The 12631-nt window shown below is 73.3% G+C and carries 12 protein-coding genes; 6 read left to right on the top strand and 6 right to left on the bottom strand.

Going from position 1 to position 12631, the window contains the following annotated elements; translation table 11 throughout:
* The first annotated feature begins 4 nt into the window (after positions 1-4).
* Genes ACVHNB_RS23235 through ACVHNB_RS23225 form a run of 3 tightly spaced genes read left to right on the top strand, consistent with a single transcriptional unit; the run spans position 5 to position 3292 of the window.
* The gene (locus ACVHNB_RS23235; RefSeq protein WP_428956772.1) at positions 5-1012 is read left to right on the top strand and encodes a carbohydrate ABC transporter permease; all 1008 of its coding nucleotides are present in this window, start codon (positions 5-7) and stop codon (positions 1010-1012) included.
* On the top strand, positions 1005-1877 hold the full coding sequence (locus tag ACVHNB_RS23230) for a carbohydrate ABC transporter permease (RefSeq protein WP_428956773.1): 873 nt from the start codon (positions 1005-1007) through the stop codon (positions 1875-1877). The genes ACVHNB_RS23235 and ACVHNB_RS23230 overlap by 8 nt, the downstream gene beginning before the upstream one ends.
* 41 nt (positions 1878-1918) lie before the next feature.
* Complete coding sequence (locus ACVHNB_RS23225; RefSeq protein ID WP_428956774.1) at positions 1919-3292, top strand: GH1 family beta-glucosidase; 1374 nt, start codon at positions 1919-1921, stop codon at positions 3290-3292.
* Positions 3293-3313: 21 nt separating this feature from the next.
* On the opposite strand, the gene aroA is transcribed toward ACVHNB_RS23225, so the two are convergent.
* The 4 genes from aroA to ACVHNB_RS23205 form a co-directional block, all read right to left on the bottom strand.
* A complete protein-coding gene (gene aroA / locus ACVHNB_RS23220) occupies positions 3314-4585 on the bottom strand; it encodes a 3-phosphoshikimate 1-carboxyvinyltransferase (RefSeq protein WP_456225772.1) in 1272 nt (423 codons plus the stop codon).
* A 162-nt stretch (positions 4586-4747) separates the two neighbouring features.
* Positions 4748-5014 (bottom strand): metal-sensitive transcriptional regulator, encoded by a 267-nt coding sequence (locus ACVHNB_RS23215; RefSeq protein WP_428956776.1) that lies wholly within the window; start codon positions 5012-5014, stop codon positions 4748-4750.
* Complete coding sequence (locus ACVHNB_RS23210; RefSeq protein WP_456225771.1) at positions 5011-5577, bottom strand: rhodanese-like domain-containing protein; 567 nt, start codon at positions 5575-5577, stop codon at positions 5011-5013. Before ACVHNB_RS23210 ends, ACVHNB_RS23215 begins: the two co-directional genes overlap by 4 nt.
* A gap of 46 nt (positions 5578-5623) precedes the next feature.
* Entirely contained in the window at positions 5624-7246 is a 1623-nt protein-coding gene (locus ACVHNB_RS23205; protein WP_456225770.1) for an FAD-dependent oxidoreductase, read from the bottom strand.
* A 246-nt stretch (positions 7247-7492) separates the two neighbouring features.
* Between ACVHNB_RS23205 and ACVHNB_RS23200 the strand changes: the two genes are divergently transcribed.
* Positions 7493-8440 carry an SDR family oxidoreductase gene (locus ACVHNB_RS23200; RefSeq protein ID WP_456225769.1) on the top strand — a complete coding sequence of 316 codons (948 nt, stop codon included), beginning with the start codon at positions 7493-7495 and terminating at the stop codon, positions 8438-8440.
* A gap of 65 nt (positions 8441-8505) precedes the next feature.
* Here the strand turns inward: ACVHNB_RS23200 and ACVHNB_RS23195 are convergent, their stop codons facing one another.
* Positions 8506-8745: a hypothetical protein gene (locus tag ACVHNB_RS23195; RefSeq protein WP_428956780.1), complete on the bottom strand. Its 240-nt coding sequence runs from the start codon at positions 8743-8745 to the stop codon at positions 8506-8508.
* A gap of 220 nt (positions 8746-8965) precedes the next feature.
* Here ACVHNB_RS23195 and ACVHNB_RS23190 point away from each other — a divergent pair, with 220 nt between their 5' ends.
* A complete protein-coding gene (locus ACVHNB_RS23190; protein ID WP_456225768.1) occupies positions 8966-10279 on the top strand; it encodes an LCP family protein in 1314 nt (437 codons plus the stop codon).
* Positions 10280-10355: 76 nt separating this feature from the next.
* Positions 10356-11687 (top strand): hypothetical protein, encoded by a 1332-nt coding sequence (locus tag ACVHNB_RS23185; RefSeq protein WP_456225767.1) that lies wholly within the window; start codon positions 10356-10358, stop codon positions 11685-11687.
* A 10-nt stretch (positions 11688-11697) separates the two neighbouring features.
* Here the strand turns inward: ACVHNB_RS23185 and ACVHNB_RS23180 are convergent, their stop codons facing one another.
* Positions 11698-12525, bottom strand: a complete 828-nt coding sequence (locus ACVHNB_RS23180; RefSeq protein WP_456225766.1) for an endo alpha-1,4 polygalactosaminidase — start codon at positions 12523-12525, stop codon at positions 11698-11700.
* Positions 12526-12631: the final 106 nt, after the last annotated feature.

Raw genomic sequence — 12631 nt, 5'->3', positions numbered from 1 at the left:
CGTCATGACCACGACCGCCACGTCCCCCGCCGAGGCGGGGGAGGGGCGGGCCGTCGGCAAGACCTCCCCCGGGGCGGCGCGCGGCAAGGGCCGCCGCCCCGGGCGGATCCGCCGGATCGGCCTGCCGTACCTGCTGTTGCTGCCCGCGCTCGTCCTCGAACTGCTCGTCCATCTCATCCCGATGGTCATGGGCATCGTGATGAGCTTCCGGGAACTCACCCAGTTCTACATCCGCGACTGGGGCTCCGCGCCGTGGTCCGGCTTCGACAACTTCAAGATCGCCGTCGACTTCGACGCGCCGGTCGGCCAGGCACTGCTCCACTCCTTCTTCGTCACCTGCCTGTTCACGCTGCTCTCCGTCGGCCTGTGCTGGGCGATCGGCACGGCGGCGGCGGTCTACATGCAGGAGACGTTCAAGGGACGCGGCATCCTGCGCGCCCTGTTCCTGATCCCGTACGCGCTGCCCGTCTACGCCGCCGTGATCACCTGGGTGTTCATGTTCCAGCACGACAACGGCCTGGTGAACCACGTCCTGCACGACCAGCTCGGCGTCACCGACAAGCCGTCCTTCTGGCTCATCGGCGACAACAGCTTCTACGCGCTGCTCACCGTGTCCGTGTGGAAGGGCTGGCCGTTCGCCTTCCTCATCGTGATGGCCGGTCTGCAGAACATCCCGAAGGAGATGTACGAGGCCGCCGCCCTGGACGGGGCCGGCCTGTGGCAGCAGCTGCGCCGCATCACGCTGCCGTCGCTGCGGCCCGTCAACCAGGTCCTCGTGCTCGTCCTGTTCCTGTGGACGTTCAACGACTTCAACACGCCGTACGTGATGTTCGGCAAGGCGGCGCCCAAGGCCGCGGACCTCATCTCGGTCCACATCTACCAGTCGTCGTTCGTCACCTGGAACTTCGGCACCGGCTCCGCCATGTCCGTCCTGCTCCTGCTGTTCCTGCTCGTCGTGACGGGCGTGTACCTGGCGCTCACCTCGCGGGGAAGGAAGACCGCCGATGTCTGACACCTCAGTGCGGCACCGGTCGCCGATGGCGGCGCCCCGGTCCTTCGTGTGGTCCCGCCGGATCTTCCTGACGCTGCTCGCCGGCTTCGTGCTGCTGCCCGTCTTCGTCATGGTGTCCAGCTCGCTCAAGCCGCTTCAGGACGTCCAGGGCGAGTTCCGCTGGATCCCCAGCGGGCTCACCATCCGCCCCTACATCGACATCTGGTCGACCGTCCCGCTGGCCAAGTACTTCACGAACTCGGTGATCGTGGCGGGAGCGGCGACGGTCTGCTCGGTCGTCATCGCCGTGTTCGCCGCCTACGCGGTCAGCCGCTACCGCTTCCGCGGCAAGCGCGTCTTCACGGTGACCGTCCTGTCGACGCAGATGCTGCCGGGCATCCTCTTCCTGCTGCCGCTGTTCCTCATCTACGTCAACATCGGCAACGCCACCGGGATCGCCCTGTTCGGCTCGCGCGGCGGACTGATCCTCACCTACATGACGTTCACGCTGCCGTTCTCGATCTGGATGCTCATCGGCTACTTCGAGTCCGTGCCGCGCGACCTCGACGAGGCGGCCCTCGTCGACGGCTGCGGCCCGCTCGGCGCCCTGTTCCGGATCATCGTGCCGGCCGCGATCCCCGGCATCGTCGCGGTCGCCGTGTACTCGTTCATGACGGCCTGGGGAGAAGTGCTGTTCGCCTCCGTCATGACGAACGAGACGACCCGCACGCTCTCGGTCGGTCTCGGTGCCTACGCCAACCTCAACGACGTGTACTGGAACCAGATCATGGCCGCCTCGCTGGTGGTCAGCGTGCCCGTCGTGGCCGGCTTCCTGCTGCTGCAGCGCTACCTCGTGACCGGCCTGACGGCCGGCGCCGTCAAGTGACCGACGCCCCTCCCGGTCCGCCCCTTCGTGAAAGGAACCCTGTGTCCGACCCCCACGCTTCCGTGGATGTTTCCGCCTTCCCGCACGACTTCCTGTGGGGCACGGCCACGTCCGCGTACCAGATCGAAGGAGCCGTCTTTGAGGACGGCCGCTCGCCCTCGATCTGGGACACTTTCTCGCACACCCCCGGCAAGGTCGACAACGACGACCACGGCGACATCGCCTGCGACCACTACCACCGGTGGCGCGACGACATCGCCCTGATGGGGCAACTGGGCACGAACGCCTACCGGTTGTCCGTCGCGTGGCCGCGCGTCGTGCCCGGCGGCGACGGACCGGTGAACGCCAAGGGCCTCGACTTCTACGACGAGATGATCGACGCGCTGCTCGCCGCGGGCATCACCCCCTCCGTCACCCTCTACCACTGGGACCTGCCGCAGGTGCTCCAGGACCGGGGCGGCTGGCCGGTGCGGGAGACCGCCGAGCACTTCGCCGCCTACGCCGCCGTCGTCGCGGAGCGCCTCGGCGACCGCGTGAAGCACTGGACGCCGCTCAACGAACCGCTCTGCTCGGCGTGGATCGGCCACCTCGAAGGCCGGATGGCGCCGGGCTGGACGGATCTGACCGCCGCCGTCCAGGCCTCGTACCACCTGCTGCTCGGCCACGGCCTGGCCACGCAGGCGATCCGCGCCCACGTGCCCGGCGCGGAGATCGGCATCGTCAACAACCTCGCCCAGGTCGAGCCCGCCACCGACCGCCCCGAGGACATCGCGGCGGCCCGCCGGATGGACGGCCACGCGAACCGCTGGTGGCTCGACCCGGTGCACGGCCGCGGCTTCCCCGCGGACATGCTCGAGGTGTACGGCGTCGAACTCCCGGAGAAGCCGGGCGACTTGACGACCATCGCCGAGCCCCTCGACTGGCTGGGCCTCAACTACTACTTCCCGTCCGTGATCGCCGACCACCCGGCGGGCCCGGCCCCGTACGCGGACGCGGTGCGCCGGCTCGGCGTCCCGCGCACCGGGATGGACTGGGAGGTCGACGCGAACGGCATCGAGTCCCTGCTGCTGCGTCTCACCCACGAGTACGGCGCCCGCAAGCTGTACATCACCGAGAACGGCTCCGCGTACCCGGACGTCGTGCGCCCCGACGGCACCGTCGACGACCCGGAGCGCGAGGAGTACCTCGTGAACCACATCGCGGCCTGCGCCCGCGCGGTCCGCAAGGGTGCTCCGCTCGCCGGGTACTTCGCGTGGTCGCTGCTCGACAACTTCGAGTGGGCGTACGGCTACGACAAGCGGTTCGGCCTCGTCCACGTCGACTACGCGACGCAGGTGCGCACCATCAAGGGCAGCGGGCACCGGTACGCCGACATCGTGCGCCGCCACGGGGCGCGGGCCCGGCGCGCCGCCTGAGCCCGGCACCCCGCCGCGGTCTCACCTGTCGGGTGAGGCCGCGGCGGCGAGCCCCCAGGCCGCCCGGGTGCGGGCGAAGACCTCGTGGAAAGCGGGGAACGTCTTGCGGACGCACCCGGGGTCGTCGAAGGTGATGCCCGGTGTGCGCAGGGAGGCGACGGCGAACGACATCGCGATGCGGTGGTCGGCGCGCGTCGCGATCCGTGCCGGACGCGGTGTGCCGGGGGAGACCTCGATCCAGTCCTCGCCGGTGGTCACGGAAACCCCCAGGGCGCGCAGGTTCTCGGCGCAGGCCGCCAGCCGGTCGCACTCCTTGACCCGGGTGTTGCCGACGTCTTCGATCCGGACCGGGCCCGACGCGTAGGGGGCGATCGCCGCGAGGGTGGGCATCGTGTCGGAGACGTCCCGCATGCCGACGGTGATCCCGCGGAGCGTGCCGGTCCCGGACACGGTCGTCCGGTCGTCGTCCACCCGCACCCGCGCGCCCATCCGCTCCAGGACGTCCACGAACCGCAGATCGCCCTGGAGCGCGCCGCGGCCCAGACCGGGGACGGTCGTCTCGTGGCCCGTGAGGGCCGCCGCGGCGAAGAAGTAGCTCGCGGTGGACGCGTCCGGCTCGATCGCGTAATCGGCCGCCCGGTACCCGCCCGGCGGCACGGAGAACACCTCACCCCGGGACGTGTTCTCGCGGCTCACCGTGACGCCGAACGCCCGCATCATCGCGATCGTGATCCCGACGTAGGGCGCGGACACCAGCCGTGTGACGGTGATCCGCAGCCCGTCGCGGGTGAGCGGGCCGAGCAGCAGCAGTGCGGTCAGATACTGCGACGATTCCCCGGCGTCCAGGGCGAGTTCACCGCCTCGCACCCCGTCGGCCGTCACGGTCAGCGGATGGTGTCCCTCGCTCTCCTCGTGCCGCACGTCCACACCCAGGGCGCGCAGCGCGCGCGTCAGCGGGGCCACGGGCCGGCGCCGCATCTGGGCCGAGGCGTCGAAGCGGTAGGTGCCGTGGCCCGCCGCCGTCAGGGTCGGCAGAAAGCGCGCGGTCGTGGCGCCGTCCCGGCAGTACACCTCGGCCGTGTCGCGCGGGGGACCGGCCGGGCTGCCCTGGACCGACCAGCGCTCCGGGGTCCGCTCGACGCGGTAGCCGAGCGCGGTGAGACCGGCGGCGAAGCCCTCCGTGTCGTCCGAGGCCAGGGGGCGCCGCAAGGTGCTGACGCCGTCGGCGGCTGCCGCGAGGAACAGCGCGCGGGCGGTGAGGGATTTGGATCCGGGGACGTCGACGACGGTCACGACAGATGCTCCAGCACGGGTGTCCACAGCAGGGTCGGCCCCGATCCTGCCCTGTAGGGCCGCCCGGGCGGCGGTCATTTTTCCCGCCCCGTACGGACGCCGGACGTCAGAACGGCCCCGCGCGCGCCGCTCCGAGGAAGAGCGGCGCGCCCAGGGCCGTCGTCACGCCAGCGACAGGAACAGCTTCTCCAGCTCGTCCTCGCTGAGCGGGGGCTGTTCCCCGTCCGCGGCATTCATGCAGTCCCGCATGCCGGAGGCGATGATCTTGAAGCCGGCCCGGTCCAACGCCCTTGACACGGCGGCGAGTTGCGTGACCACGTCCTTGCAGTCCCGGCCCGCCTCGATCATCGCGATGACCCCGGCCAGCTGGCCCTGCGCACGGCGCAGCCGCTTCAGTACGGCATCGGTGGCCGCCGGGTTACCGCTCATCCGCGCAGCGCCGCGCGGGCCGAGTCCAGCGCGCCCGGCTCCGGCCGGTTGAACGGCAGCTTGCCCAGCATCGCCGCCATGCCGCAGGTGTTGCTCAGCCCGGAGTACACCAGGCCGGACGCGATCCCGGCGGCCAGCAGACGGCCCTTCGGCGCGCGCCGCCCGAGGGCGAGGCCGAGCAGAACGAGGGAACCGGCGGTGAACCGCACCTGGCGGTCCATGGCCCAGACGGCGCGCTGCGGGCGCGCGGCGGTGTCGACGGGCAGCCCGTCGGCGGTCCAGGCCTGCGTGCCGCCCGCCAGGCCGACCGCCTCGACGCCCGCGTCGGCGAGCTTCGCGCAGGCGGCGGCCGAGCGCTGACCGGCCGCGCACACGACGACGATGCGCCGCGCCTCGGCCGCGGCCCGCAGGTCGGGCAGCAGCGCGTCGAGGTGCTCCGCCGGCACGTTGACCGCGCCGGGCACGTGTCCGGACGCGTACTCGCCGGGTGCGCGGACGTCCACGACGAGGGTGCCGTCGGCGGGCCGGGCGCGCAGCTCGGCGGGGGCGAGGGTGGTGCTCATGCTTCTCCCAGGTGACGTGACGGGTGAGGGGTGGGGGTCGGACGGTTCATGCGGCCTGCCCGGCGGACCAGGTGGCGTACCCGCCGTCGAGGTTGACGGCGTCGCGGCCGAGCCCGGCGAGCAGGCGCAGCGCGGTGTGGCCGCGTAGCCCCACCTGGCAGTGGACGACGAGGTCGCCGTCGGGCAGGTCGGCGGCGCGCTCACGCAGCTCGTCGAGCGGGACGTTGACCGCACCGGGGATCGCGCCCCGGGCGTGCTCGGCGGCCGTGCGCACGTCGACGAGGGTGGCGCCCGCGTCGCGCACCGCGGTCAGCTCGTGCCACTGGACGGTGCGGTCCGTGCCGGTGGCGAGGTTCTCGGCGATCATCCCGGCCATGTTGACCGGATCCTTCGCCGAGCCGTACGGCGGAGCGTAGGCCAGCTCCAGATCCGCCAGTTCCGGCGCGGTCAGCCCGCCCGCGATGGAGGTGGCGATCACGTCGATGCGCTTGTCGACGCCCTCGGCACCGACCGCCTGCGCGCCAAGGATGCGCAGGTCGGACGGGTCGTAGAGGACTTTCAGGGCGATGGGCGAGGCGCCCGGGTAGTAGCCCGCGTGCGAACCGGGGTGCAGATGGACCGCCTGGTACGGGCGGCCCGCGGCCCGCAACCGCTTCTCGTTCCAGCCGGTGGCCGCGGCGGTCAGCCCGAAGACCTGCACGACCGCGGTGGCGGTGGCCGGCCGTGCCGTCACCGGGCGTCCGGCGATCGCGTCGGCGACGAGCCGCCCGTGCCGGTTCGCCAGGTTCGCCAGAGGCACGAGGACGCTCTCGCCGCTCAGCCCGTCGCGCTTCTCGGCGGCGTCGCCCACCGCGTACACGGCGGGGTCGCTGGTGCGCCCCGTCTCGTCGACCGCGATGCCGCCGCGCGGCCCGACGGTGAGCCCGGCGGCGCGGGCGAGCGCGACATCGGGGCGTACGCCGATGGCCATGAGGACGACATCGGCGGGCACGGTCCGCCCGTCGTCCAGAACGACGTCGCCCTCCCTGACCTCCTTCAGCTGGGTGCCGAGCGCCAGCTCGATCCCGCCCGCGCGCAGCTCATCGGCGAGCGGCGCCGCCATCTCCGGGTCCAGCGGCGGCAGTACCTGACCAGCCAGCTCCACCAGCGTCACGGTCAGTCCGCGACGGCGCAGGTTCTCCGCCGCCTCCACGCCGATGAATCCGGCGCCGACCACCACGGCGGTGCGTGCCCCGGCCGCGAGGGTGTCGGCGATCCGGTCGGTGTCGGTGACGTCCCGCAGAGTGAACGCCCGCTCCACGCCCGGCAGTTGCGGCACGAACGGCCGGGCCCCCGGACTGAGCACCAGCCGGTCGTAGGCCTCCGCGTACTCGTCGCCGCTCACCAGGTCCCGGACCCGGACCGTCCGTGCGGCGCGGTCCACGGCGACGGCCTCGTGCCGGACGCGGACGTCGAGCCGGAAGCGGGCCCGCAGCGCCTCGGGCGTCTGCACGAGCAGCGCGTCGCGCTCCTCGATGACACCGCCGAGAAAGTACGGCAGCCCGCAGTTGGCGTAGCTGACATGGGCGCCACGCTCCAGCACGACGATCTCCGCCCGCTCGTCGAGCCGGCGCAACCGGGTGGCCGCTGACATACCGCCCGCCACGCCTCCGATGACCACGACCTTCACGGGAACCTCCAGGTGCCACAAGCGACTCTATACCCCCTAGGGTATCAGATATACCCCCGGGGGTATTCCGGTGCAGGTCAGCGCCCGCCGACCGGCCGGGAAGCCGGACAGAAGATGTCGGGATTCGGGGGGATGCTCGACGAAGAGGACCGAACGAGGCGCGAACAAGGCGCGACGGCGCAGGCCCCTCAGCGGGGCCGACGCGGAGAGTGGCGGACGATGCCGGAATCACCACAGGAGACGAACGTGACGCACACGCAGCAGCAGGACGGCCGGACCGGTGAAGCCCCGCTGAGCGGCAAGGTCGCCCTCGTCGCGGGCGCCACCCGCGGCGCGGGCCGCGGCATCGCCGTGGAACTCGGCGCCGCCGGTGCCACGGTCTACGTCACCGGCCGGACGACACGCGCCCGGCGCTCCGAGTACGACCGTGCCGAGACCATCGAGGACACCGCCGACCTGGTCACGGCGGCCGGCGGCCAGGGCATCGCCGTCCCCACCGACCACCTGGAGCAGGACCAGGTCAGGGCGCTCGTCGCACGCATCGAGACCGAACAGGGCCGCCTCGACGTCCTCGTCAACGACATCTGGGGCGGCGAGAACCTCTTCGACTGGGACGCCCCCGTCTGGGAGCACGACCTCGACAAGGGCCTCAGGCTGCACCGCCTCGCCGTGGAGACCCACGCCATCACCAGCCACTTCGCGCTCCCCCTGCTGCTGCGCACCCCGGGCGGCCTGGTCGTGGAGGTGACCGACGGCACGGCCGAGTACAACCGCACGAACTACCGCGTGTCCTTCTTCTACGACCTCGCCAAGAGCTCCGTCCTGCGCATGGCGTTCGCCCTCGGCCACGAACTCGGCCCCCGCGGCGCCACCGCCGTGGCCCTCACCCCGGGCTGGATGCGCTCGGAGATCATGCTCGGCCACTTCGGCGTCACCGAGGACACCTGGCGTGACGCACTCGGGGAACAGCCGCACTTCGCCATCTCCGAGACGCCGCGTTACACCGGCCGCGCGGTCGCCGCTCTCGCCGCCGACCCGGACGTGTCCCGCTTCAACGGGACCTCGCTCTCCAGCGGCGGCCTCGCCCAGGTCTACGGCTTCACCGACCTCGACGGCAGCAGGCCCGACGCCTGGCGCTACCTCGTCGAGGTCCAGGACGCGGGCAAGCCCGCCGATGTCACCGGGTACCGGTAGGCCCCGGACCGAGTGCCTGTCCCGCGGATCAGGGCGCGCCCGCGGCGGGATCCGCCGGACAGGCCTTAGATCCCGTCCTCCGGATCGCCGATCTGCGCGGGCCAGATCGCGCTCCCGCCGCCGCGCCACTCGATGACGTCCGGGTCGTCGAGCGAGGCGTCCTCGAGCCCGGCGCGGCGCAGGAACTCCACCACGTCCGCCCGTGAGGTCGCGAGCCCCGCGTCCTCACCGCGGACGGTGACCCGCCGCCCGCCGGGCTGCGCCGCGTGCACGACAACTGAGGGGTATCCGTCGAGTCCGTCCATGCCCCTCAGCTTCGTCGTCCGGGGAAGAGTCCGCACCCTCAGACACCCCCCGGCGGCAGCGTGCCGCACGGCAGGACGGTGAATCGGCGGCCGCGGCGCGGCGCGGGGCGCCACATCTGGGCATTGCGGGCCTAACCTGCTGGATTCGGCGAGGCGTCCCCCTGGCCGAACCGCACCGACGGGCCCGAACCGTCCCGACCGTCCACCGGCGGAGGAACCCATGCCCCCACACCGTCCCCGGCGCCGCCACGCCCTGGCCGCCGCCCTCCTGACCGCCACCCTGGCCTGGACCGGCGTCGCGGGAGCGGACCCCGGCCCCGCGCCCGCCTCCGGAGCGGGCACCAACCTGCTCGTCGTCGGCCTCGACCGGCGCAGCGGACTGACCCGCGAGGAGATCGACCGGCTGCACGTCGGCGGCAAGGAGTGCGGCTGCACCGACGTGATGATGCTCGTGCACATCGCCGCCGACGGGCGCCGGCTCAGCGTCGTCTCCCTGCCGCGCGACTCGTACGTGCCGTTCGCGCCGCACGACCACCCCGCGCACAGCGGCAAGATCAACGGCGCGTTCGCGCACGGCGGCGCCGACCTCGCCGTCCGCACCGTCGAACGCGCCACCGGAGTGCGCGTCGACCACTACCTCGAAGCCGACTTCCGCCAGTTCGAGGCCGCTGTCGACCAGTTGGGCGGCGCCGAGGTGTGCACCGACACGCCCCTCGCGGACGAGAACTCCGGCCTGGAACTCTCCGCCGGCACCCATGACCTCGACGGCCGCGGAGCCCTGCGCTACGCCCGCGCCCGGCACGTCTTCCCGCCCGGGGACCTGGGCCGGGTGCGCCGCCAGCAGAAGCTGCTGCTCGGCATGCTGGCGCGGCTGTCCGACGCCAAGCTCTTCCGGAACCCCGTCGCCACCGCGCGAACGGCCCGCGCCCTGCTCGCCCACGTGCGCACCGACGGCCGCACGGACGCCGCAACACTCGTCTCCCTCGCCTGGTCGATGCGCGAACTCACCCCGGAGCGGACCGAGTTCGCCACCGTCCCCATCGCCGACTTCGACCACCGCGTACCCGACTGGGGCTCCACCCTGCTGTGGGACGAGCCGCGCGCACGGCAGATGTTCGCGGCGCTGCGCGCCGACCGGCCGCTCGCCCCGCCCGGCGGGCGGACCGACGGACCGGTCGCCGTCGGCACGCTCCCGTCCGAGACCCAGGTCACCGTCGACGACTCGCGCATCGCCGAAGGGCTGCGCGCCAGCGGCTTCGCCGTGACCGAGGCCCCGGCGCGCGCGACCCGTCCGGCGGGCCCGACCGTCGTCACCTACGACCCGGAACGCGCCCGCTACGCACCGTCCCTGGCCGCCGCCCTGCCCGGCGCCCGACTGCGCCCCGTGGCCGGTTCCGGCCCCGTCTTCCGTGTCGTCGTCGGCAGCGAGGACCGCGGCGTGCGGCAAGTGACGTACGACCGCAGCATGGTGGAGGGCGCCCCGGTCACCGGCGACCGGCTGCGCTGCCCGCGGCCGGCCACCGAAAACGGCTGAAAACCAGCCGTAGCCGGACCAGTTGGGATGCTCCGTCGGGGCGCGCGCCCCGACGGATTCCGGTTACGGTGCTGGGGTGATCAACGCGCAAGGCACCTACGAGGAACACTCCACCGAGCCGGGGACGGCGCTGCTGCTCGCTGCCGCGCCCGCGGGCAAGGGGTGCCTCATCGACGCGGCCGCCGTGCTGCCGACGCTCGCCGCGGTCCCGCCGAGCGCGCTCACCGGCACGGCGGCGGCCACCGTCGTCGAACTCGCCGACCCGCTCGACCCGCAGGCCGTCCTCACCCGCATCCGCACGGCCGCCGCACAGCCCGGACCGCTCCACCTGTACGTCACCGGGCAGCTCCAGCTCGACCACCGCCAGCGTCTGCTCCACTTCGCGCTGGCCCGCACCACCCCGTCCACGCTGCGCTACACGGCCCTGCCTTGGCACTGGCTGACCGGTGAGATCGCCCTGCGCCGCCCGCACACCACCACCGTCGTCCTCGACCTCGTCGCCGACGCGGCAGCCTGGGACCACGTGCGGGCCGGCGGCCTCGGACTCGGCCACGGAGTGCGCCTGTACGGACGCGTGGCCCCGCCCCCGCCGCGCCGCACCGTACTGACCCCCGCCTACCTCAGGGCGTACGCCGACATCTGGCGCAGCGGCGAGCGCCCCGCGCCGGCCCGGCTGCACGAGGTGGCGGCCGCCTGCGCGGGCCCCGCGGACGCGCTGTTCCTGGCGTCGGACACGCGCTTCCCGGACCCGGCCCACGGGGTGACGGTGCAGCCCGCCGAGGCCACCTCGGCCGAGGTCGCGCCCGCCGGGGCCTCGTCGGCCCAGATCGCACCCGCACAGTCCGTTCCCGTCCCGGCCCGCGTAAGGCCCGCTCCGGCCCGGGCAGAGCCCGCCCCGGCCCACGCGGAGCCCGCCCCGCCCCGCGCCGTTCCCGCTCCGGTCGCCCCGGTGCCAGCGGCCCGCCCCGCCGAGGGAGGCGACCCCCACCCGGCGCTGCTCGCGGCGGCCCAGGCCGGGCGGCACGGGGAGGCCGCCGCCATCGCCGCGACCTGGGAGAGCGAGGCGCTGCGCACGCACGGGGCCGGTTCACCGCAGGCCATCCACTGGCTGGAGGTGCGGGCCGATCTGGCCCGGCTCGCCCAGGACCCGGGCCGCAGCTGCGAGTTGTGGACCGCGGTCGCCCAGGCCCGGCTCGCCCGCGGCGAGGCCCTCACCGACGAGGACGTCGAGGCGGCCGTCGACCGCGCCCACCACCAGTGGGAGCAGGTCGGCGATCCGGCCCGTGCCAGGGCGCAGGCCACCGCCCTCACGGCGCTGCGTCATCAGGTCCCGGGCCGCCGCCCCGGAGCCCTGGAGGCGATCCAGCGCCGTCTGGACGCCATCGGCGCGGGATCCCGCACGGCCTGACGCCCCTGGCTCAACAGGTCTTGCGCACGTACCCCTTCGACCCCGCGGGCAGGACGTCCAGATCCCGCAGCACGATCGACAGCCGCGTGCCCTCAGCGCGGCAGGCGCGGGCCAGATCGGCGGCGCGGTATTCGATGACGAAGACCCGGTCGTCGTACGCGGAGGCGTAGTCCGCGCACTCGTCGTAGCGGCCGCACTCCTCCGCCACCGCGAAGTCGAAGCCCATGGCCGCGCGCTTCGGCAGCAGTTCGGTGGTGTTCTTCTGGCCGGCGGCGAGCCCCGCGGCATGGGCGCGGTCCGTGATCAGCTTGGCGAAGGCGACCGCGTCGGCGGGCTTCAACAGGCCCTTGGAACGGTTGTAGGAGTCGAGGTTGTCGGGCTCGACGGCCTGGTAGCCGTCGTCCGCGCAGCCGTCGATCCATGGCCCGACGATCTTCGCGAGCCGTGCCCGCTTGTCCGCCGTGGAGAGGTCGAGGAGCGCCTCGTCCCAGTCCTCGTCGATCACCAAGTGGCCCTTCCCGTCCCGCAGCAGCAGGTCGGGGTGGCGGTCCCGCCACCAGCGCAGCGCCTCGGGCTGGGCCTGGAACGCGTTGACGTAGCAGACGTTGTAGAGCCCGCGGGCCGGTGCCGAGCCGCGGTCCCTGGCGACGGCCCGCACCCCGGCGGGCGGCCGGTAGGCACCCCCGATCTGGTAGTCGAAGTCCATACCGGGCGTGGGCCGCTGGACGCGCGGCGGCCGGTCCTCACCGGCCGGGGCCGACGAGCAGGCGGACAGCAGAGCGGCGGCCAGGACGAGGCACAGGGCGGACAGGCGGCGGGAAACCGGGACGAAGATCACAACGGCACCCTACGGCGTCGGCGCGCCACCACAGCGCCCGGCGAAAACGGACCCGATGCCTCCGCGGGCCGGACGACCACCGCACGGGCGGTCCTTTCGTGACAGG

The sequence above is a fragment of the Streptomyces sp. YJ-C3 genome, from assembly GCF_053891275.1.
The sequence above is the reverse complement of the archived record's forward strand: the minus strand, read 5'-3'. Positions and strand labels throughout refer to the sequence as shown.

What these genes read in the sequence shown, in the direction of transcription:
- ACVHNB_RS23235 (WP_428956772.1), top strand. Translation starts at nt 5, where the DNA reads ATGACCACGACCGCCACGTCCCCCGCCGAGGCGGGGGAGGGGCGGGCC.
- ACVHNB_RS23215 (WP_428956776.1), bottom strand. Translation starts at nt 5,014, where the DNA reads ATGAGCGGTAACCCGGCGGCCACCGATGCCGTACTGAAGCGGCTGCGC.
- ACVHNB_RS23190 (WP_456225768.1), top strand. Translation starts at nt 8,966, where the DNA reads ATGCCCCCACACCGTCCCCGGCGCCGCCACGCCCTGGCCGCCGCCCTC.
- ACVHNB_RS23195 (WP_428956780.1), bottom strand. Translation starts at nt 8,745, where the DNA reads ATGGACGGACTCGACGGATACCCCTCAGTTGTCGTGCACGCGGCGCAG.
- ACVHNB_RS23210 (WP_456225771.1), bottom strand. Translation starts at nt 5,577, where the DNA reads ATGAGCACCACCCTCGCCCCCGCCGAGCTGCGCGCCCGGCCCGCCGAC.
- ACVHNB_RS23230 (WP_428956773.1), top strand. Translation starts at nt 1,005, where the DNA reads ATGTCTGACACCTCAGTGCGGCACCGGTCGCCGATGGCGGCGCCCCGG.